Genomic DNA, 20838 nt, shown 5'->3' with positions numbered 1-20838 from the left:
GAGCGCGATGATACGGGTCATGCGATGGCGTTTCGATCTCCTTTCTCTGGCGTGGGCGGTGGCCCTGTTCCTTGTTCTCGTGCTGCTGGCCACCGTCGGCGCGCGTTGGGGGTGGCTGCGGAGTTTCTTCGGCGACGTGCTGGCCGTGATGTGGGTCTACGTCGTCTTCAAGACCTTCATTGCCGCGCGTGTGCTGCCATTGGCGCTGGCCGCGCTTGGCGTGGGCCTGGCGGTCGAACTGGGGCAGTTCCTGGCATCGGCCTGGCAGCTGCACATTCCGAACCGCGCCCTGCGCATCGTGCTCGGCAGCACGGCGGACTGGTGGGATGTGCTGGCCTACGCGATCGGCTTTTTGGCGGTGCTGGCCATCGAAGCGTTGCGCGACGCCGTCAGGGCAGTTCCACCGCAGGCATCCGCGCCGCGATGGTCGAAGCCCGCCCGCTGAGGTAAGAAGACGAGCCCAGCCGGCGCTCGAAGAACTTGGGGCTCGGCAGCATCACCGCCAGGCGCGCGGCCTCGCCGGCGCTCAGGCGCGAGGCGGGTTTTCTGAAGTAGTACTGGGCTGCTGCTTCGGCGCCGAACACGCCTTCGCCCCATTCAACGTTGTTCAGGTAGATCTCGAGGATGCGCCGCTTGTCGAGCAGCACCTCGAGCAAGGTGGCAAGCACCAGCTCCTGGCCCTTGCGCAGCAGCGTGCGCTCGCCGGAGAGCAGCAGGTTCTTCGCGAGCTGCTGCGTGATGGTGGAGCCGCCGCGCAACTGCACGGGCCGCACCGGCTTGCCGCGCGCAATGGCACGGGCCGCCCGCCGGGCCGCGAGTTCCTCGGCCTTGGCATTGCGTTGCCGCGCACGTTCGATGGCTTCCCATTCCACGCCGTTGTGGTCGATGAAGTCGGCGTCCTCGCTGGCGATGACTGCGCGCTTCAGGTTGTCGTTGATCTGCGCGTAGGGCACCCACTCCTGGCGCCAGGCGCCCTTGCTGCCCTGGTGAATGGTGATCTGCCAGGCTTCGGAGCGCTGGAATGCGGTGCTTTGCGGGTCGATCACGGCCATGGCGGCAATGCGCGCCACGAAGAAAAGCTCGAGTGCCACTGCCGCGACCAGCAGGTACGCAATCAGCCGCAGCAGCCCCTTCATTGGCCGGCGGCGATTGAAGCGCGCAATTCCGTCAGCACCTGCGCAGCGGGCGGGCGCACGCCGCGCCAGGCTTCGAAGGCTTCGGCCGCCTGCTCGACCAGCATGCCGAGTCCGTCGCGCCCCACAGCGCCGTGGGCTTCGGCCCATGCGATGAAGCCGGCTGCGGCGGGGCCGTACATCAGGTCGACCGCAAGCGCGCCAGGGCGCAGCACCTGCGCGCGCACCGGCACCGCATCGCCCGCGAGGCTGGAGGCCGTGGCGTTGATCACCACGTCGAAATTGCTGGGTACTTCGTCGAGCGCCCACGCTTCGAGCGTGGCGCCATGGCGCAAGGCCAAGGCCGCGTGGCGCTGCACCAGGGCCATGGCCTTGCCGACGGTCCGGTTGGCCACCACGATGCGCGAGGCACCGGCATCGAGCAGCGGCCCGAGCACGCCCGCGGCAGCGCCGCCCGCACCGATCAGCAGCAGCTCGCGGCCGGCCAGCGGCACGGCGGCGTTGCGCACGATGTCGTTGACGAGCCCGATGCCGTCGGTGTTGTCGGCGCGAATGCTGCCGTCGGCTTCGAAGCGCAGCATGTTCACCGCTTGCGCGAGCAGGGCGCGTTCGCTGGTGTGCTGCGCAATTGCGGCCGCATCGAACTTGAAAGGCACGGTGACGTTGCAGCCGCGCGCGACGTTGCCGTGTTCGGCAGCTTCTCGTCGGAAGCTGGCAACGCCTTCGGCGAAGGCGCCGATCGGCACGAGCCGGCGGGTGTATTCCAGCTGTTGGCCGCAGAGCTCGGCAAATCGGGCATGGATGCGCGGCGAGCGGCTGTGCTCGACGGGATTGCCCATTACGCAGTACAGGTCCATGGCGCCGTGATTTGCTGTTGCTGTTGCTATTGGGAAGAGAGTTCGATGGTTTCGTCGCGCGTGAACTTGAAGCGCGACTGCAGCACGATCTGGTCGGTCTGCTTTCGCATCGCGTCGGTGAATTTTCCGAAGTTGCCGATGCTGAGCACGATGGCCTTGGCGCGGCGGTCGAGCGTGGTGTCGCCGGAGCTTTCGTCGACCACGGTGTCCAGGATCTTGCCGTCGTGGTTGATGGTGATCGTCATCTTGAGCTGGCCGTAGAGCTTCTTGCCGGCCGCCGTGGGGAAGTTCTCGGTGCCCCGCACCTCGATGCGGCGGCGCAGCGTGTCCACGTAGATGGCATAGGCCGCCTCGCGCGTGGAAGGGCTCAGGTAGCGCTTCTTGGGGCGTGCGTTTTCTTCGTTCACGCGCCGTTCGATTTCGGCCAGCAGCTCGACCATCTGGCGGCGCTTTTCCTCGCGGGCAACGGATTCCTTCGGATCGCCGGAGGCGCGCGGGTCGGGCGCGGGCATCGCGGCCAACTCGCGCTTGAGCTGGGCGAGCAGCTGCATCTGCTGCGCCTGCATGGCCTCGACCTGGCGCTGCGCTTCCTCGATGGAGTCGCCGACGGCGGTAAAGCTCGACGGCGGCAGCGGACTGGTGGCGCGGCCCCGTTCGAGGTCGCCGCCGCCCGCCAGCGAGGTCTGTGCCATGACGCGGGCCGTGGGGTCGGGCTTGTCGTTGGTCTTGCTGTTGACCAGGATCACCTCGAGCGGCGTGTCGCTGAAGACCCGGTTGAACGATTCGGGGTCGACGAAGCGCACCGCCAGAAGCGCGGCATGCGCGATGACCGACACACCGAGTGCGATCTGCAGCGTGCTCAGATCCCTGAAGTTCATTGACGGCGCTCCTCGCGGCTCATTGAATAATTTTCGTGCCCGGCGCGGCGTTCATGCCGGCGTGTTTTCCGGTGCCGCCTCGCTGTCGGTGAGGTCGACTGCGATCGCGATGGGACCGGCCACTTCTTCTTCCTCTTCGTCGCCGCTTTCTTCCTCGGTCGCGGCATCCGCCTTGGGCGCGTCGAGGCGTTCGAGCACCGTGCCGTGCACGTCGAGCGCGATTTCGTCGATCTCGCCGAGCTTCACGCGCAGGCGCGCGCCGCGCTCCTGCTGGCCAGCCACCGGAAACACCAGCGGCAGCGTGTCCGCGCGCACCAGTGCGCCGTTCTGGATGTCCTTGATGACAGTGACTTCAAGCTCGGTGATGCCTTGCTGCTCCAGGTACTTGAGCGTCCAGAAGCGTTCCATGCCGCCCTGGTAGGCGTTGTAGGTGGCATAGGCGGCGTCGAAGCCCGAGAGAATCGAGAACAGGTCGGCGTCCTTCGGCTTGAAGGGCGCGGCCAGTGCGGCCGTCTTGCCGTGGCGCGCGGCCGCGATGATCTGCCACTGGTTCACCAGGTCGGTGTAGCGGCGCAGCGGCGAGGTGCTCCAGGCGTAGCTCTTCACGCCCAGGCCCGCGTGCGGCAATGCCCGCGTGCCCATGCGCACCTTGATGCCCGGCGCCAGGCTCGCCTGGCTGCGGTAGAGCCCGGGCACGCCGAGTTCGCCGAGCCAGCCGCCCCAGCTGCTGTTGGCAAGGATCATGGCCTCGGACACGATCAGGTCGAGCGGCGCACCGCGCTGGCGCGTGGTGATCTGCACCTGCTCGCTGCCGTTCGGCTCGCCGTCCTTGCCGACGAGGCGAAAGTTGTAGTCGGGCCGGTTGAAGTTCTCGGGCTTGCCGCGCACCACTTCGCGCTGGGCCTTCAGCTGCTTCGCGAGGCGGAACAGGAAGGAAAGCGGAGCGCGCAGGTTGGCAGCCGCTTCAGGCGTGTTCTCGCCCGTGAACGATGCGTCTTCGAGCCACGGCTGCGTGACGACGCTGTCGAGCTGGTCGTGCCGCAGATTAGCCACGATGGGCACGCGCTCGAGCTTGGTCTCGGTCGATTGCAGCTCGAGCGTGGCTTCGTCGAAGCGCGCGTAGAGCGACACGGCCGGCCGGTCGCCGCCTTCGAGCAGCGTGTAGGCATTGACCACCTCGTCGGGCAGCATCGTGATCTTGTGGCCCGGCATGTAGACCGTGGACATGCGCGCGCGCGCCACCTGGTCGATGGCGCTGCCCGGCGTCAGCGCAAGGCCCGGCGCCGCAATGTGGATGCCGACCGTGACGGTGCCGCTGCCCAGGCCCTGGACCGAAAGCGCATCGTCGATTTCAGTAGTCTGCGAATCGTCGATCGAGAAAGCCTGCACGCCGGCAGCCAGCGGCAGCTCGTCCACGATGGCCGGTGCGGCGAGCGCCGGAAAACCCGTGCCCTTGGGGAAATTCTCGAACAGGAAGCGGCGCCAGTGGAACTGGTAGGGCGAGTCGATGGCGCCGGCGCGCTCCAGCAGCTCAAGCGGCGGGCGCTGCGTGGCGCGCGCTGCATCGACCACGGCCTTGTACTCGGGCGCGTTCTTGTCGGGCTTGAAAAGAATCTTGTAGAGCTGCTCTCGAATTGGCTGCGGGCACACGCCTTCGGCCAACTGCCCGGCCCATTCGACGATTTGCGCCTGGACGACTTTTTTCTTTTCGATGGCGGCGAGCGCCTGCTGCACGATTTCGGCCGGCGCTTTCTTGAAGCGCCCCTTGCCCGCGCGGCGGAAGTAGTGCGGCGCCTCGAACAGCGCGAACAGCGCGGCGGCCTGCTGCGCGAGCGTGGGCTTGTCGCTGAAATAGTCGGCCGCGAGTTCGGCAAAGCCGAATTCGCCCTCGGCCGCGAATTCCCAGGCCAGGTCGAGATCCATGGTGGCGGCGAGCGCGCGGGCTTCGGCCATCAGCTCGGCCGGCGCCGGCTTCTCGAAACGCAGAACGATGTTGACGCCCTTGACCTTGACGCGCTTCCCGGTGTCGAGCTCGACCTGCGCCGATGCTTCGGCCTCCGACAGCACGCGGCCGCCGAGGTACTTGCCGGCTTCTTCAAACAATACAAACATGCCCGGATTGTCCCACGCTGAACCCGGCTCGCCGCCCGGCCCCGGGGACTCAGATCGGGTTGATGAAGTCGATGACGTCGTCGAGATGGTTCTGCTCGAAATCGGACAGCGCATGGTCGCCTCCCTCGAGCAGCTTGATGTTGCTGTCGGGGTAGCGCGCGGACATTTCGTGCCAGTCGAGCGCCTCGTCGCCCTTGGCGATGATGGCCAGCACCCGCTCGGGGCGCGTGAGGGCGCCGACTTCCATGGTGCGCAGTTCCTGGATGTACTCGGGCCGGAAATAGAAATGCTCGGCCGGGTCCTGCCACATGGTCTGGTCGCCGATATAGAGCGCCAGGTCGCGCGCCGGGTGCACGGCCGGGTTGAGCAGCACGGTGCGGCAGCGCGTCATGCCCGCGACGTACGTGGCATAGAAGCCGCCCAGCGAGGAGCCGACCACGGCCATCGATTTGCGCGGCCAGTCCGCAATGCCCTTCATCACCATGTCGATGGCTTCGCGCGGGGAAGGCGGCAATTGCGGACACCACCACTGCAGCTCGGGATGCTCCAGTGCCACGCGACGCGCCATCAGCCGCGCCTTGGTCGAGCGGGGCGAGGAGCGGAAACCGTGCAGATACAAGAGATGGGTGGTTTTCGGATCCATGCGAGGCGGAGACTGAAAGTGGTGCGTTCGACGCAGCTCCATTGAAGGCGTCGGACAATTTTGCATGAGGTCCGCGTGCGCGACGCGGCTTCCGGTGAGGGCTCTCGCATGCAGGCTTCGTGCAGGGAGGTGATTGTTGACCACTGGAATCTCTGGGCCGCGGAAATTTCTGGCGCGGGCCGTGACTCGGAACCCGAAAGTATTCAGCTTGTGCCCCGGAAGTGCCCAAGTCCGTCGGATCGTGTTGCGTTTTCGGTATTGCCGCGGGTTTGGCAGCTTGTCGGCGGCTTGAATTGCCCGGCCGGATTCCGAAAGGCGGCACAAAGTTTCGCGGCCGGCGGAGGTGTCCGCATCCCATGAAAAAGGGAGGTGCCGCGGCCTTTTGGATGCGCGCGGCGGCTTATGCTAAGCCCATGAATATTGAGGCTCAGGATGCCGGGACGGCACGCCGCTGGGGCGTGCTCGTGGTCGAAGACGACAGCCGCGCACGCGCCTTCTTCGAGGCCAGCGTGCAGCGCAGCGCAAGCCTGTTCTGGCTGGGAAGCGCCGGCACGGTGCACGAGGCATTGGCCTGGCTGGCCCAGACCACCACCATTCCCGACGTGCTGCTGGTCGACCTCGGCATGCCCGACGGCAGCGGGCTGGACGTGATTCGCGAGGCCGTCGCACGCTTTCCGGGCTGCGAGCCGCTGGTGATCTCCGTCTTCGGAGACGAGGAAAATGTGCTTTCCAGCATCGAGGCCGGCGCTGTCGGCTACATCCACAAGGACGCCGCGCCGGAGGACATTGCGCAGACCATCGTGGAGATGAAGGCGGGGGCGTCGCCCATCTCGCCCATGATCGCGCGGCGCGTGCTCGCCAAGTACCGCAGCCTGCAGTTGGCGGGTACGCCCACCGCCGCCGCGGCGCCCCAGGCGGCCGTCGGCGGCGCGGCGCCCAGCCTGCTCTCCGCCCGCGAGCACGAAGTGCTGACGCTGATCGCGCGCGGCTTTTCCTATGCGGAAATTGCACGGCTCAAAGGGTTGAGCGTGCACACGGTGCAGACACACATCAAGAATCTCTACGGCAAGCTGGCCGTGCATTCCAAGAGCGAGGCCGTGTTCGAGGCCACGCGGCTCGGCCTGCTCTCCCACCCCGGGTGACCCGCGTGGTGGGGCGCATGTTCGGAAGGCCGGGGAGGGCCCTTTTTGCGCTGTGGCTCGCGGTGGTCCTGACGGCAGCGTCCTCTGCCACGGCGGCGGAAGGCCCGATCGAATTGCGCAGCGGCACCGTCACCGTCACTGTCGACGGCGTCACGCGCACGGCGCCCCTCGAGCTTTCCTACCACTGGGACCGCGAGCACCGGGGGCGCACCGGCTTTGCGAGCTTCGAACTGCCTTTCACCCTCGCCGCCGAACCCGGGACGCCGTGGGGCATCTTCATTCCGCGCACCGGCAACGTCCTCGAGGTGTGGCTGAACGATGCGTTGCTGCAGGTTTATGGCGATCTGGGCCGCGGCAACGGACCCGACTACGCCAAGGCGCCCATCTATGTGCCGATTCCGGGGCACCTCTTGAAAGCCGGCGACAACCGCCTGCAGATTCGCATCCGCGCCGACAGCGCCCGGCGGGCCGGTCTTTCGCGCGTGACGGTCGGGCCGGCCACGCCGGTGCGCACCGATCTTTTCGAGAGTGCCTACGGCTGGCGCTTTACCGGCTCGGTGCTTCTGACCGCCTTCAGCCTCATCGTCGGCGGCATTGCGCTGGCGCTGTGGCTCACGCAGGTCGATGCCGACGCCGTGGGGCGGCGTCGGCGCGACGGCATCTATTTCTGGGCGGCGCTCGCCGAATTCTGCTGGGCGATGCGGGTGGCCGACGGGGTGATTGCCGAACCGCCCCTTCCCTGGCCGGCCTGGGGGGTGCTCATGGCCGCCTGCTACGCGGGCTGGGCCGCGTCCGCCATGATGTTCTGCTACCACCTGGCGGATTGGGACGCCAACCCCCGCATGCGCTGGTTGCGGTGGCCGATGGCCGGCGTGGTGGCCGGAACGATCGGCGCGAGTTCAATGGCGCTGTTCCGCGAAGAGCCTTACTGGCTCACCGGCTGGCTCGCGGGGGAAATTGTGTTCATTACGCTGTTCGTCTGCGCGTTTGTCGTGGCGACTGTTCGGCGGCCGAACGTGGGGCGCCTGCTGGTGGCGGCCGCCGCGCTGGCGACGCTGGGCTTCGGCGTCCGCGACTGGCTGGTGATCCGCCTGAGCGACGCCTACGGCGAGACCACCTGGGTGCGCTATTCCTCCGTGTTCTTCGGCATTGCGCTGCTTTTGATCGTACTGCGGCGCTTCCATGCCGCGAGCGTCGAGGCCCGCGGTTCGGTCGTGGCCTTGGCCCAGCGCGTGGCGCAGCGCGAACGCGAGCTCGCATCGACCTTCGCCGCGTTGGAGCAGGTGGCGCGCGACCAGGCGCGCACCCACGAGCGCGAGCGCATCCTGCGCGACATGCACGACGGCGTGGGCTCGCACATCAGCTCGGCCATCCGGCAGCTGCAGTCGGGCCAGACCAGTTCCGAGGAGCTGCTGCGGACCCTGCGCGACTCGCTCGACCAGCTCAAGCTGTCGATCGACTCCATTCATCTGCCGCCGGGCGATGTCGGTGCCTTGCTGGCGGCGCTGCGCTACCGGCTGGAGCCGCGCCTGGCGGCCGGGGGCATCGAGCTGGAGTGGGCGGTGGACGAGGTGCCCACGGTGAAGCGGCTCGACGCGCAGGCCATGCGGCAACTGCAGTTCCTGCTGTTCGAGGCCATTTCCAACGTGCTGCAGCACGCCCAGGCGAAGAAGCTCCGCATCGAAGCAGAAACGGTGGCCGGGGCGGTGCAGCTGCGCGTGATCGACGACGGCCGGGGCTTCAATGCATCGCGGGTGCCGCGGGCGCTGACGGAGCGCGCGGGCACTGTCGGTGTCCGGCTGGCGCTCGAAAGCCGACCTGGGCGCACGGTCGTTCTGCTCGATTTCGGCTGAAGCGCCTTGCGGGGCGCGGATAATCCGCCCCCATGTCCGCCGTGTTCAATCAGCCCTCCCTGGCGCGCCGCGTCGCGCCCATCTTCCTGGGGTTCGACGGCTTTCTGGCCTTTGCCGTGCTGTTGCTGGCCTTTGCCGGGTTGCTGACCATGTATTCGTCGGGCTACGACCATGGCTCGCGTTTTGCCGATCATGGCCGCAACATGCTGCTGGCGGGCTTCATCATGTTCGTGGTGGCCCAGGTGCCGCCGCAGCGGCTGATGATGTTCGCGGTGCCGGTGTATGTCGCTGGGGTGGCGCTGTTGATCGCGGTCGCTCTTTTCGGAATCACGAAGAAGGGCGCCACCCGCTGGATCAACGTCGGCGTGGTGATCCAGCCCAGCGAAATCCTCAAGATCGCGATGCCGCTGATGCTGGCGTGGTGGTTCCAGCGCCGGGAAGGCCAGCTGCGGCCGCTCGATTTCGTGGTGGCCACGGTGTTGCTGGCGATTCCGGTCGGGCTCATCATGAAGCAGCCCGACCTGGGCACTTCGCTGCTGGTGCTTGCCGCGGGCCTGGCGGTGATCTTTTTCGCCGGGCTGCCCTGGAAGCTCATCGTGCCGCCGGTGGTGATCGGTGCCGTGGCCATCACGCTGATCGTGGGCTTCGAGTCGCAGCTGTGCGCCGACGGCGTCGACTGGCGGGTATTGCACGACTACCAGAAGCAGCGGGTTTGCACGCTGCTCGACCCGAGCAAGGATCCGCTGGGCAAGGGCTTTCACATCATCCAGGGAATGATCGCCATCGGTTCGGGCGGCGTGGGCGGCAAGGGGTTCATGCAGGGCACGCAGACGCACCTCGAATTCATTCCCGAGCGCACCACCGACTTCATCTTTGCCGCCTATTCCGAAGAATTCGGCCTGGTGGGCAACCTGGCGCTGATTGCGGCCTTCATCCTGCTGATCTTTCGCGGGCTGGCCATTGCAGCGAGCGCCACGAGCCTGTTCTCGCGGCTGCTGGCCGGGGCGGTGACGATGATTTTCTTCACCTATGCCTTCGTCAACATGGGCATGGTGAGCGGCATCCTGCCCGTGGTGGGCGTGCCGCTGCCTTTCATCAGCTACGGCGGCACCGCCATGGTCACGCTGGGGCTGGGGCTGGGCATCCTGATGTCCATCGCCCGCGCCAGGAAACTCTCCCAAAACTAGCGTCAAAGCCGACGCGGGCGCGGGTCAGGAGCACGGCGGAACCCGCTTCGCCGGACCGCTGGTGTTGCCCCCGGCAAAGGGAAGGCGAAGCGGGACGAAGTGCGCGCAGCCCGGGGGCGAGCCCTAGAATCCCGGAATGATCTCTCGCGAACCCACCATCGAGCGCCTCGCCACGGCGCAACAGCTCCTGCTTACGCCGTTCGGCCTCGACGAATCGCACCTGAGCAAGGCCCTGGCCGAGATCACCGCCCACAAGGTGGACGACGCCGATCTGTACTTCCAGTACACGCGCAGCGAGGGCTGGAGCCTGGAAGAAGGCATCGTCAAGACCGGCAGCTTCAGCATCGACCAGGGCGTCGGCGTGCGCGCGGTCAGCGGCGAGAAGACGGCATTCGCCTATTCGGACGACATCTCCGAGGCGTCGCTGCTCGATGCGGCCCGCACGGTCCGCTCCATTTCTTCGGCGGGCCGCACTGCGCGCGTGAAGACACCGGCCCGCAAGATCGCTTCGAGCCGCTCGCTCTACAACGGCGTCGACCCCATTTCCACGCTCGACAGCACGGCCAAGGTCAAGCTGCTCGAACGGGTCGAGAAGCTCGCGCGTTCGCGCGACCCGCGCGTGGCGCAGGTCATGGCGGGTCTGGCAAGCGAGTACGACGTGGTGCTGGTGGCGCGTGCCGACGGCACGCTGGCGGCCGACGTGCGTCCGCTGGTGCGCCTTTCGGTGACCGTCATCGCCGAGCAGAACGGCCGGCGCGAAGTCGGTTCCGGCGGCGGCGGCGGCCGTTTCGGGCTGGCCTACTTCACCGACGAGCAGATTGCCGAATATGTCGACCAGGCCGTGAAGGCCGCGCTCACCAACCTCGATGCCCGCCCGGCACCGGCCGGCGAAATGACGGTGGTGCTCGGCTCCGGCTGGCCCGGCATCCTGCTGCACGAGGCGATCGGCCACGGGCTGGAGGGCGACTTCAACCGCAAGGGATCGAGCGCTTTTTCCGGCCGCATCGGCCAGCGCGTGGCGGCCAAGGGCGTGACGGTGCTCGACGACGGCACCATTGCCGACCGCCGCGGCTCGCTCAATGTGGACGACGAGGGCAATGCGAGCCAGCGCAACGTGCTCATCGAAGACGGCATCCTCAAGGGCTACATCCAGGATTCGCTCAACGCGCGCCTCATGAAGGTCAAGCCCACGGGCAACGGCCGGCGCGAGAGCTACGCCCACGTGCCGATGCCGCGCATGACCAACACCTACATGCTCGGCGGCGACAAGGACCCGAAGGAAATCGTCGCCAGCATCAAGAAGGGCCTGTACGCCACCAACTTCGGCGGCGGCCAGGTCGACATCACGAGCGGCAAGTTCGTGTTCTCGGCCAGCGAGGCCTTCTGGGTCGAGAACGGCAAGATCCAATACCCCGTGAAGGGCGCAACCATCGTGGGCAACGGCCCCGACGCGCTCACCCGCGTGACCATGATGGGCAACGACATGGCGCTCGATTCGGGCGTGGGCACCTGCGGCAAGGAAGGCCAGAGCGTGCCCGTGGGCGTCGGCCAGCCCACCTTGCGCATCGATGGTTTGACCGTAGGCGGAACGGCCTGATACCTTGCTAAGCTCCGCTCCTTATTCTTAAAAAGAGGAGCGTTCGATGAGGATCAGGATCAATTCGTCTGCGGCCCTGTGGGCCGCGACCGCCGCAGTGGCGCTCGCAACCGCAGGCTGCGCTTCGCGCGGCGGTTCTGGTGACAGCAGCCAGCCCGCGGCGTCGGCGCCCGCCGCCAGCGCACCCGCTGCCCCGGCACGCGGCGGCTCGAAGGCCGGCATGGACACCAAGGGCAACGTCGTTGATTCGTCCAAGGTCGAGGCCGGCAGCGGCCGCACCGTCAAGGGCTTGAACGGCTACGAAGGCGAAATCACGGGCGTCCCCGCGCGCAACAGCAAGTTCTCCCGGTTGCAGATCGGCATGAGCGCCAGGCAGGTCACCGACCTTGCAGGCCAGCCGACCGACCAGGGCGCCTACGTCACGGGCAAGGCTTTCATTCCGTTCTATTTCGGCAGCGACCGTCACCGCTACGAGATGACCTACAAGGGCCAGGGACGGCTGGTTTTCGCAGGCGGCGGCATGGGCGACTACTCGAGCGGCAACCTGATCTGGATCATTCACAACCCCAACGAGTCCGGCTACCGCTGAGCCGTCCGTAGCCGGGCCCTTTGCCCGGCTTTTTGTTTTCCGTGCTACATTTCGCCCACATGTCCGCCCTCCGCGCTTATTTCTTTGCCTACTTTTGGTTCCCGGTTTCCGGCGGACGAGAGGCGAGCGCGTAAAGCAAACGAACACCCTCCCAAAACCGCCGGCGCCTCCAGCCCCGGCGGTTTTTTTATGCCCTGACGATATTCACACCCACAAGGAAAGAACCATGAGCACGAACACTGCCCCGGCCAGCGACAGCTGGTATGCGAGCGTCGAGAAAACCAGCAAGACCGACGACGAACGCATCAAGGACATCAACGTGCTGCCCCCTCCCGAACATCTGATCCGCTTCTTTCCGATTCGCGGCACGCCGGTCGAAACGCTGATCGAGGGCACCCGCCGGAACATCCACAACATCATGGCGGGCAAGGATGACCGGCTGCTGGTGATCATGGGGCCGTGCTCGATTCACGACCCGGCCGCCGCACTCGAATACGCCCGCCGCCTCAAGGTGGAGCGCGAAAAATACGCCGGCACGCTCGAGATCGTGATGCGCGTGTACTTCGAGAAGCCGCGCACCACGGTCGGCTGGAAGGGCCTCATCAACGACCCGTACCTCGACGAGAGCTTCCGCATCGACGAAGGCCTGCGCATTGCGCGCCAGCTGCTCATCGACATCAACCGGATCGGCCTGCCGGCGGGCAGCGAGTTCCTCGACGTGATTTCGCCGCAATACATCGGCGACCTGATCGCCTGGGGCGCCATCGGTGCGCGCACCACCGAAAGCCAGGTGCACCGCGAACTGGCCTCGGGCCTCTCAGCGCCCATCGGCTTCAAGAACGGCACCGACGGGAACATCCGCATCGCCACCGACGCCATCCAGGCGGCGGCGCGCGGCCACCACTTTCTCTCGGTGCACAAGAACGGCCAGGTCGCCATCGTGCAGACCAACGGCAACCGCGACTGCCACGTGATCCTGCGCGGCGGCAAGGCGCCGAACTACGATGCCGCGAGCGTCGAAGCCGCCTGCAAGGATCTCGAAGCCGCCAAGCTGCCGCCCACGCTGATGGTCGACTGCAGCCACGCCAACAGTTCCAAGCAGCACCAGAAGCAGATCGACGTGGCGAAGGACATCGCCAATCAGATCGCCGGCGGTTCGAACCGCGTTTTCGGCGTGATGGTCGAGAGCCATCTGCAAGCCGGCGCCCAGAAGTTCACCCCGGGCAAGGACCAGCTCTCGGGCCTCGAATACGGCAAGAGCATCACCGATGCCTGCATCGGCTGGGACGATTCGGTGCAGGTGCTCGACACGCTGTCGCAGGCGGTGAAGCAGCGCCGCGGTTAAGCAGAGGTTTAAAGCATCCCGGCCAGTTCGGGCCAGTGGTGCCGCATGGCGGTGGCTTCATCGCTGTCGGGCGGCACCAGGGAAAAGTCGGCGAAGTCGAAGCCCGGGCCGACCAGGCAGGCGACCAGCGTGTAGTCGCCGCTCGTGTGGCCCTGGATCGGCCGGGCGGCCTGCCACTGGCCGGCCGACACCACGTGCTGGGGGCGCGTGCCGTGCGCGTCGACCGGGCCGAGCCGCACATGGGCCGGCGCGGTGCGCAGGGCGGCGTCGCAAGTCCAGAGCGCCAGCGGCACGCCTTCGAGGTGCACCCAGACTTCATCCGACAGCACCCGGTGCCAGCGCGAATGCTGGCCGGCCTCGAGCAGGAAATAGATGCTGGTGAGTGCGCTGCGCGGCGCGCGGCCATCTGTGGGAACGACGCTCGCCGCCGAGCGGAACACCTCGCTGTACCAGCCGCCCTCGGGGTGCGGCTGCAGCCTCAGGCTTTCGATCAGTTCGCGGGCGCGCGTGGCGGTCATGGGGCCGTCGTGCTGCGGAGTGCCGCAAGCAGCTTGTCGTGCACGCCGCCGAAGCCGCCGTTGCTCATGCAGACGATGTGATCGCTGGGCCGGGCTGCGGCCACGACCTGCGCCACCAGCGGCTCGATGGCGCCGGCCACCTGGGCGCGGTCGCCCATAGGGGCCAGGGCCGCGGCGGCGTCCCAGTCGAGCCCGGCTGTATGGCAGAACGACAGGTCGGCCGCTTCCAGGCTCCACGGCAGCTGCGCCGCCATGACGCCCAGCTTCATCGTGTTGCTGCGCGGTTCGAAGGCCGCGAGGATGCGCTCACTTTGCTTGCCGGCATCGTCGAGCTTCTTGCGCAGGCCATCGAGCGTGGTGCGGATGGCCGTGGGGTGATGGGCGAAATCGTCGTAGACGGTGATCGCGCCGCCGCTGCGCTCGACTGTGCCGCGCAGCTCCATCCGGCGGCGCACGTTTCTGAAGCTGCCGAGCGCGCGCGCCGCATCGGCCGGCGCCACGCCCACGTGCTCGGCGGCCGCGATGGCGGCCAGCGCGTTCATCTGGTTGTGCAGGCCCGAGAGTTCCCACTCGACCCGGCCGACCGCTTCGCCCTGGCGCAGTACGTCGAAGGCGTCATGCGTGCCGCGGGCTTGCCATTCGCTGTTCTGTCCGCCCGCGCCGAAGCGGGCGAGTTCGCTCCAGCAGCCCTGCGCCAATACGCGCTGCAGGCTTTCTTCGGTGGCGTTCACCACCAGCCGGCCGGTGCCCGGTACCGTGCGCACGAGGTGATGGAACTGCCGCTCGATGGCGGCAAGGTCGTCGAAGATGTCCGCGTGGTCGAACTCGAGGTTGTTGAGAATCGCGGTGCGCGGGCGGTAGTGCACGAACTTGCTGCGCTTGTCGAAGAAGGCGGTGTCGTATTCGTCCGCCTCGATGACGAAGGCTGGCCCATCGCCGAGGCGGGCCGACACGCCGAAGTCGAGCGGAACCCCGCCGACGAGAAAGCCCGGCGCCTTGCCGCCCTGCTCGAGCACCCAGGCCAGCATCGACGTGGTGGTCGTCTTTCCGTGGGTTCCGGCCACGGCCATCACATGGCGGCCCAGCAGCACGTGCTCGGCGAGCCATTGCGGTCCGCTGGTGTAGGGCTTGCCGGCATCGAGGATGGCTTCCATCAACGGAAACTTGGGGCTGCCGTCGGACAGCCGGGCCCGCGAAACCACGTTGCCGACCACGAACATGTCGGGCGACAGTGCCAGCTGGTCGGCGCCGAAGCCTTCGATCAGGTCGATGCCGAGCGACCGGAGCTGGTCGCTCATGGGCGGGTACACGCCGGCGTCGCAGCCCGTAACCCGATGGCCCGCTTCGCGCGCCAAAGCGGCCAATCCGCCCATGAACGTGCCGCAGATGCCGAGAATATGAATGTGCATCGGGCGATTTTAGGGAGGCCATGCCGCAGCCCTTGTCCTTTGTGCTGATGTTTTGTGTGAGGGCGGCGTACTGCGGGCAAAATGTCCCGATGGACACGACCACCAAGCGTGAGATCGCCGCCACCGCAGCCCGCCTCGTTGTCGAGGAGGGGCTGGAGTACGGCCCGGCCAAGCGCCGGGCGGTGCGCGATCTTGGCCTGTCGTCGCGCACGGCGCTGCCTAACAACGACGAGGTCGAAGCCGAAGTCCGCGACTACATCGCGCTTTATTGCGCCGACACCCAGCCGCAGGAGCTGCATGCTTTGCGGCTGCTCGCACTCGAATGGATGGAGCGCATGGCGGCGTTCCGGCCGCACATCGGCGGCGCGGTCTGGCACGGCACCGCCACGCGGCTGTCAGACATTTATATTCAGTTGTTCTGCGATGATTCCAAGTCGGCCGAAATTGCCCTGATCGACCACCACGTGGACTACGAGCCGCGAATGGTCACCGGGTTTCATGGCGAGCAAGTCGAAGCTCTGAGCGTGCATGCCGCGAGCCGCGCGCTCGGCGAGGAGATTGGCGTGCACCTGCTGGTGTACGACCTCGACGACTTGCGCGGGGCACTCCGGCCCGACGCACAGGGCCGCACGCCGCGCGGCGACCTGGCCGCGCTGCGCCGGCTGATTGAAAAAGAAAAGGACAAGTGAATGACTTCTTCGCCCACACGGCGCCGCGTCCTGTATGGCGGCGTGGCAGTCGCGGCCGCTGCGGCGGGCCTGGGCGGCGCGTGGTGGCGTGAGCGCGGAAGCGGCACCAAGGGCGAGGCTCTGGACGCGGCCTTCTGGGAGCAGCGCTTCGACCGTCCGGAGGGTGGTGAACTGGTTTTTTCCAGCCTGCGCGGCAAACCGCTGTTGCTGAATTTCTGGGCCACCTGGTGCCCGCCATGCGTAGAAGAAATGCCGATGATCGATCGCTTCTTTCGCGAAAATGGTGGCAACGGGTGGCAAGTTGTCGGTCTGGCCATCGATCAGCCGAGTGCCGTCCGCAAATTCCTGCAAAAAACGCCCGTCAGCTACCCGCTTGGGTTGGCCGGTTTGCAGGGCACCGAACTGGTAAAAAGCCTTGGCAACACCGCCGGTGGACTGCCTTTCACGCTGGTTCTTTCGGGTACGGGGACCGTGGCGGCTCGTAAAATGGGCAAGCTCGAGCCCGCCGATCTGGACACTTGGCGACGTGAACTCGTTCACGGTTAGAATCAGATACACCTCGGCATTCGCCGCCAATCGCTAAAGATCAACGATTTTTAGCCAAGTTACATCCTAATGACCGGCAAAGTCGGCACTGGAGCCTCATGGATCTGCGCAAACTCAAGACACTGATCGATTTGGTGTCGGAATCCAATATTTCCGAACTGGAAATCACCGAAACCGAAGGCAAGGTTCGGATCGTCAAGGGCGGCGGCGCTGCCCCGGTGCAATATGTTCAGACCGTGGCGGCACCTGCCGCTGCTCCTGCCGCCGGTGCTCCGGCCGCGCCCGCACTTGCCAGCGTGCCGGCAGTCGAGGCCGCACCCGCGGGCCACGCCGTCAAGTCGCCGATGGTCGGTACGTTCTACCGTTCGTCCAGCCCGGGCGCCGCCGCTTTCGTCGAAATCGGCAGCAAGGTGAACGAGGGCGACACGATCTGCATCATCGAAGCGATGAAGATCCTCAACGAAATCGAAGCCGACAAGTCCGGCACGATCACCCAGATCCTCGGCGAAAACGGGCAGGCGGTCGAATACGGCCAGCCGCTGTTCATCATCGAGTGACCATGTTCAAGAAGATCCTGGTTGCAAACCGGGGGGAAATCGCCCTCCGGATTCAGCGCGCCTGCAGCGAGATGGGCATCAAGGCCGTGATGGTCTATTCCGAAGCCGACCGCGACGCAAAGTACGTCAAGCTCGCGCAGGAAGCCGTGTGCATCGGCCCGGCGCCCTCGGGGCAGAGCTATCTCAACATGCCGGCGATCATCTCGGCGGCCGAGGTGACCGACGCCGAAGCCATCCACCCCGGCTACGGCTTCCTGAGCGAAAACGCCAATTTCGCCGAGCGCGTGGAGCAGAGCGGTTTCCAGTTCATCGGCCCGACGCCCGACAACATCCGCACGATGGGCGACAAGGTCTCGGCCAAGCAGGCCATGATCAAGGCCGGCGTGCCGTGCGTGCCGGGCTCCGAAGGCGAGCTCTCCGACGACGCCGCCACCAACAAGCGCATTGCGCGTGCCATCGGCTACCCGGTCATCATCAAGGCGGCGGGCGGCGGCGGTGGCCGCGGCATGCGCGTGGTGCACACCGAAGCGGCGCTGATCAACGCGATCCAGATGACCAAGGCGGAAGCCGGTGCTGCATTCAACAATCCGGCCGTGTACATGGAGAAGTTCCTCCAGAACCCGCGCCACGTTGAAATCCAGATCCTGGCCGACAAGCACAAGAACGCGGTCTACCTGGGCGAGCGCGACTGCTCCATGCAGCGGCGCCACCAGAAGGTGATCGAGGAATCGCCGGCACCCGGCATTCCGCGCAAGCTGATCGAGAAGATCGGCGAGCGTTGTGCCGCGGCCTGCAAGAAAATCGGCTACCGCGGCGCCGGCACCTTCGAGTTTCTCTACGAGAACGGCGAGTTCTACTTCATCGAGATGAACACGCGCGTGCAGGTGGAGCACCCGGTGACCGAGTTCACCACCGGCATCGACATCGTGAAGACGCAGATCATGGTGGCGGCGGGCGAGAAGCTGCCGTTCACGCAGCGCCAGATCGAAATGCGCGGCCACGCCATCGAATGCCGCATCAACGCCGAAGACGCCTGGAAGTTCACGCCGTCGCCGGGCCGCATCACGATGTGGCACCCGCCGGGCGGCCCCGGGGTGCGCGTCGATTCGCATGCGTACACCAACTACTTCGTGCCGCCGAACTACGACTCGATGATCGGCAAGATCATTGTTTACGGCGACACGCGCGAGCAGGCCATGGCGCGCATGCGCACGGCGCTGAACGAAACCGTGATCGAAGGCATCCAGACCAACATTCCGCTTCACCGCGAGCTGATGGTCGACGCCAAGTTCATGAGCGGCGGCACCAACATCCACTACCTGGAAGAGTGGCTGGCGGCGCACAAGCGCTGAGCGGTCCCCGACGCCATGTTTGAACTTCGCCTGATGGCGCCGGAAGACCGGGTCGAAATGCTCAGCGATGCGCTCGACGCACTCGATGCGCTGAGCGTGTCGGTGGAAGACGCCGACGCGCAGACCGATGCCGAGCAGGCGCTGTTCGGCGAGCCCGGCATGCCGCCGCCAAAGGAGGGCTGGCAGCGTTCGCGCGTGATTGCGCTGTTCGCCGACGAGGCCCTTGCCAACGAGGCGGCCTCGGTGCTCGCGCTGCAAGACTTCTTCGAAGGCTGCGCGGTGCTCGGCGTGGCGCCGGTGCCCGAGCAAGATTGGGTGCGGCTCACGCAATCGCAGTTTGCGCCGGTCGAGATCACGCCCGAATTCTGGATCGTGCCGACCTGGCACGAACCGCCCGGGCAAGCCAGACAGGTGATTCGGCTGGACCCGGGGCTCGCCTTCGGCACCGGCACCCATCCCACCACGCGCATGTGCCTGCGCTGGATCGCAAAGCAGGGCGAAGGCGCATTCGGCGATCAACGCGTGCTCGACTACGGCTGCGGTTCCGGCATTCTTGCAATTGGTGCGGCGAAGTTCGGCGCACTGGATATCGACGCCGTCGACATCGACGAGGCCGCTGTTTCGTCGACCCGCCTCAACGCCGAGGCCAACGGCGTGCGCCTGAACGCCGGCCTGCCCGAGGCGGCCAAGGGCCACTACGACACCGTGCTGGCCAACATTCTCGCCACGCCGCTCAAGGTGCTTGCGCCCTTGCTGCGCAGCCACGTGGCGCCGGGTGGATCGCTGGTGCTCGCGGGCATCCTCGAGCGGCAGGCCGACGAGCTGAAGCAGGCCTACGCGCCCTATGCCGCGCTCGAAGTCAGCGACACCGAGGACGGCTGGATCCTCATGACGGCGCGCTGCTGAGCAGCGCGGCCGGGATTCCGCATCGCCGCGCACCGCTCGCGAGGCGAGGGCTCAACCCTACAATCGCCCGGTCATGAGCCTTGTCACGCGTTGCCCCGCCTGCGCCACCACCTTCAAGGTGGTGCGCGATCAGCTTCGCATCTCGGATGGCTGGGTGCGCTGCGGCCGCTGCAGCCATGTGTTCGACGCCACGCTCGATCTGCACGAAGCGCCGGACAACGCTCCGGGTGCTGCGGCCTCATCTCCGCCGGAGCCGGCACCTGTACCGCTCGTGTCTTCCGCGCAGCCTGCTGCCGAACCCGAGCTCTCCGGGCGGCCCCCGGCGCCCGCGGAGCAAGCCCCGGAGGAGTCCTCGAGTCCTGCCGACGATGCGGACTTCTTCGACGACGAAACCGAGCATCGCGATTTGCCGGATGCTGCTGCCTCGACGCCGCCGCAGGAGACAGGCGAGCTCCTGGCGCCTGCGCCGCTCCCCGGCCCTGAGCCCGCACCAACGCCTGCGCCAAGTCCGGCGGCGGCTACCGCGCCTGCTACCGCTTTCATCTTGCCGGCGCACGGCATCGTCGCCGATGAGCTGTGGTCCGACTTCGAAGCCAACGAGCCCGAATGGCGGCCGCCGGTGAGTTCGCTGCCCCCGTTTCCGAACATCGACCTGAATCTGGCGACGCCGCCTTCGCCTCCACCACCGCCGCCCCCGTTGCCGGCCCTGCGCATCAAGGCCAGGGAAATGGCAGCATCGGCGAGCGATGAAGACGAAAAGCACGAGCCCGCCCAGGACCGCGACCAGGTGCAGATGCAGAAGGCGCTGCGCCGGGCGCGTATCAAGTCGGCGAAGATTGCGAGCGCCAAGGCCCGCGACGAACGCGCTGCCGAAAAGGCGTCGGCTTCGATGGTGCGGGAGGCGAGCGAGCCGGATCGGAGCGCGGGCTTCTCGCCGCTTCCATCGCCCCTTCACGAATCGGACGATTCGGACAGGGTGCCTTTCTCCGGTGACGAGAAAGCGGACCGCGGCGCCAAGGGCTTCTGGCAGCGTGGTGCCGTGCGATTCTGGCTTTGGGTTCTCGCCGTGCTGGCCGTTGTGTTGTTCGTCGCGCAGGTCTTGCACCACGAGCGCGATGGCATCGTGGCCCGGCAACCGAACCTGCGCCCTGCATTCGCCGCAATGTGCCGATGGGCCGGCTGTGAGCTCACGGCGTTGCGCCAGATCGGCGACATCGTGATCGAAGGTGCCGCCTTTGCACGCGAGAAGACCGGCAACAACGACTATCGGCTCAGCTTTACCTTGCGCAACGGCGCCGCGGTTCCTCTCGCCATGCCGGCCATCGAGCTGTCGCTGCTCGACACGCAGGAGCGCGCCGTGATGCGCCGCGTGTTGACGGCTGCGGATTACGGAGCACCATCGGTGCTTGCGGCGCGCTCCGACCAGGCCGCATCGCTGCCGCTCACGTTGTCCGCAACAGAAGCGGCGACACTGCCGCCCATCGCCGGCTACCGCGTGGAAGCGTTCTATCCTTAGCTCAGGCCG

20 protein-coding genes are annotated in these 20838 nt (G+C 66.7%); 13 read left to right on the top strand and 7 right to left on the bottom strand.

Annotated elements, in window-relative coordinates; translation table 11 throughout:
- Window positions 1-7 precede the first annotated feature (7 nt).
- Window positions 8-445, top strand: a complete 438-nt coding sequence (locus ABIC94_RS13460; RefSeq protein ID WP_354373724.1) for a DUF2809 domain-containing protein — start codon at window positions 8-10, stop codon at window positions 443-445.
- Here the strand turns inward: ABIC94_RS13460 and ABIC94_RS13455 are convergent.
- From ABIC94_RS13455 to ABIC94_RS13435, 5 genes are read right to left on the bottom strand one after another with little or no spacing between them, the layout of a single operon-like run.
- Window positions 390-1136, bottom strand: coding sequence for a transglycosylase domain-containing protein (locus ABIC94_RS13455; protein WP_354373505.1), 747 nt, complete (start codon window positions 1134-1136; stop codon window positions 390-392). The two genes, ABIC94_RS13460 and ABIC94_RS13455, sit on opposite strands and share 56 nt — an antisense overlap.
- Window positions 1133-1990, bottom strand: coding sequence for a shikimate dehydrogenase (aroE, locus tag ABIC94_RS13450; RefSeq protein WP_354373504.1), 858 nt, complete (start codon window positions 1988-1990; stop codon window positions 1133-1135). Before aroE ends, ABIC94_RS13455 begins: the two co-directional genes overlap by 4 nt.
- Before the next feature lie 26 nt (window positions 1991-2016).
- Window positions 2017-2868, bottom strand: a complete 852-nt coding sequence (locus ABIC94_RS13445; protein ID WP_354373503.1) for an energy transducer TonB — start codon at window positions 2866-2868, stop codon at window positions 2017-2019.
- Between the two features lie 51 nt (window positions 2869-2919).
- Complete coding sequence (locus ABIC94_RS13440) at window positions 2920-4980, bottom strand: ribonuclease catalytic domain-containing protein (RefSeq protein WP_354373502.1); 2061 nt, start codon at window positions 4978-4980, stop codon at window positions 2920-2922.
- A 49-nt stretch (window positions 4981-5029) separates the two neighbouring features.
- Window positions 5030-5623, bottom strand: a complete 594-nt coding sequence (locus ABIC94_RS13435; RefSeq protein ID WP_354373501.1) for a YqiA/YcfP family alpha/beta fold hydrolase — start codon at window positions 5621-5623, stop codon at window positions 5030-5032.
- A 413-nt stretch (window positions 5624-6036) separates the two neighbouring features.
- On the opposite strand from ABIC94_RS13435, the gene ABIC94_RS13430 reads away from it, so the two are divergent.
- The 6 genes from ABIC94_RS13430 (at window position 6037) to ABIC94_RS13405 (ending at window position 13336) form a co-directional block, all read left to right on the top strand.
- Window positions 6037-6765: a response regulator transcription factor gene (locus tag ABIC94_RS13430; protein WP_354373500.1), complete on the top strand. Its 729-nt coding sequence runs from the start codon at window positions 6037-6039 to the stop codon at window positions 6763-6765.
- Window positions 6762-8618, top strand: a complete 1857-nt coding sequence (locus ABIC94_RS13425; RefSeq protein WP_354373499.1) for a sensor histidine kinase — start codon at window positions 6762-6764, stop codon at window positions 8616-8618. The genes ABIC94_RS13430 and ABIC94_RS13425 overlap by 4 nt, the downstream gene beginning before the upstream one ends.
- Before the next feature lie 32 nt (window positions 8619-8650).
- Window positions 8651-9805, top strand: a complete 1155-nt coding sequence (gene rodA / locus ABIC94_RS13420) for a rod shape-determining protein RodA (RefSeq protein ID WP_354373498.1) — start codon at window positions 8651-8653, stop codon at window positions 9803-9805.
- Between the two features lie 136 nt (window positions 9806-9941).
- Window positions 9942-11402 (top strand): metalloprotease TldD, encoded by a 1461-nt coding sequence (gene tldD, locus ABIC94_RS13415; protein WP_354373497.1) that lies wholly within the window; start codon window positions 9942-9944, stop codon window positions 11400-11402.
- 46 nt (window positions 11403-11448) lie between these two features.
- Window positions 11449-11991 carry a hypothetical protein gene (locus tag ABIC94_RS13410; RefSeq protein ID WP_354373496.1) on the top strand — a complete coding sequence of 181 codons (543 nt, stop codon included), beginning with the start codon at window positions 11449-11451 and terminating at the stop codon, window positions 11989-11991.
- 226 nt (window positions 11992-12217) lie between these two features.
- The gene (locus ABIC94_RS13405; protein WP_354373495.1) at window positions 12218-13336 is read left to right on the top strand and encodes a 3-deoxy-7-phosphoheptulonate synthase; all 1119 of its coding nucleotides are present in this window, start codon (window positions 12218-12220) and stop codon (window positions 13334-13336) included.
- Window positions 13337-13344: 8 nt separating this feature from the next.
- Here the strand turns inward: ABIC94_RS13405 and ABIC94_RS13400 are convergent, their stop codons facing one another.
- On the bottom strand, window positions 13345-13854 hold the full coding sequence (locus tag ABIC94_RS13400) for a cupin domain-containing protein (protein ID WP_354373494.1): 510 nt from the start codon (window positions 13852-13854) through the stop codon (window positions 13345-13347).
- Window positions 13851-15263, bottom strand: a complete 1413-nt coding sequence (gene mpl, locus ABIC94_RS13395) for a UDP-N-acetylmuramate:L-alanyl-gamma-D-glutamyl-meso-diaminopimelate ligase (RefSeq protein ID WP_354373493.1) — start codon at window positions 15261-15263, stop codon at window positions 13851-13853. The genes ABIC94_RS13400 and mpl overlap by 4 nt, the downstream gene beginning before the upstream one ends.
- An 89-nt stretch (window positions 15264-15352) precedes the next feature.
- On the opposite strand from mpl, the gene ABIC94_RS13390 reads away from it, so the two are divergent.
- The 6 genes from ABIC94_RS13390 (at window position 15353) to ABIC94_RS13365 (ending at window position 20829) form a co-directional block, all read left to right on the top strand.
- The gene (locus tag ABIC94_RS13390; protein ID WP_354373723.1) at window positions 15353-15952 is read left to right on the top strand and encodes a hypothetical protein; all 600 of its coding nucleotides are present in this window, start codon (window positions 15353-15355) and stop codon (window positions 15950-15952) included.
- Window positions 15953-16498 (top strand): TlpA family protein disulfide reductase, encoded by a 546-nt coding sequence (locus ABIC94_RS13385; protein ID WP_354373492.1) that lies wholly within the window; start codon window positions 15953-15955, stop codon window positions 16496-16498.
- A 98-nt stretch (window positions 16499-16596) separates the two neighbouring features.
- Window positions 16597-17055: an acetyl-CoA carboxylase biotin carboxyl carrier protein gene (gene accB, locus ABIC94_RS13380; protein ID WP_354373491.1), complete on the top strand. Its 459-nt coding sequence runs from the start codon at window positions 16597-16599 to the stop codon at window positions 17053-17055.
- Window positions 17056-17057: 2 nt separating this feature from the next.
- Window positions 17058-18407, top strand: a complete 1350-nt coding sequence (gene accC / locus ABIC94_RS13375; protein WP_354373490.1) for an acetyl-CoA carboxylase biotin carboxylase subunit — start codon at window positions 17058-17060, stop codon at window positions 18405-18407.
- 15 nt (window positions 18408-18422) lie between these two features.
- The gene (gene prmA, locus ABIC94_RS13370) at window positions 18423-19313 is read left to right on the top strand and encodes a 50S ribosomal protein L11 methyltransferase (RefSeq protein WP_354373489.1); all 891 of its coding nucleotides are present in this window, start codon (window positions 18423-18425) and stop codon (window positions 19311-19313) included.
- A 73-nt stretch (window positions 19314-19386) separates the two neighbouring features.
- Entirely contained in the window at window positions 19387-20829 is a 1443-nt protein-coding gene (locus tag ABIC94_RS13365; RefSeq protein ID WP_354373488.1) for a zinc-ribbon and DUF3426 domain-containing protein, read from the top strand.
- Window positions 20830-20838: the final 9 nt, after the last annotated feature.

It is taken from the genome of Variovorax paradoxus (assembly GCF_040544635.1).
Lineage (GTDB): Bacteria > Pseudomonadota > Gammaproteobacteria > Burkholderiales > Burkholderiaceae_C > Variovorax > Variovorax paradoxus_R.
The sequence above is the reverse complement of the archived record's forward strand: the minus strand, read 5'-3'. Positions and strand labels throughout refer to the sequence as shown.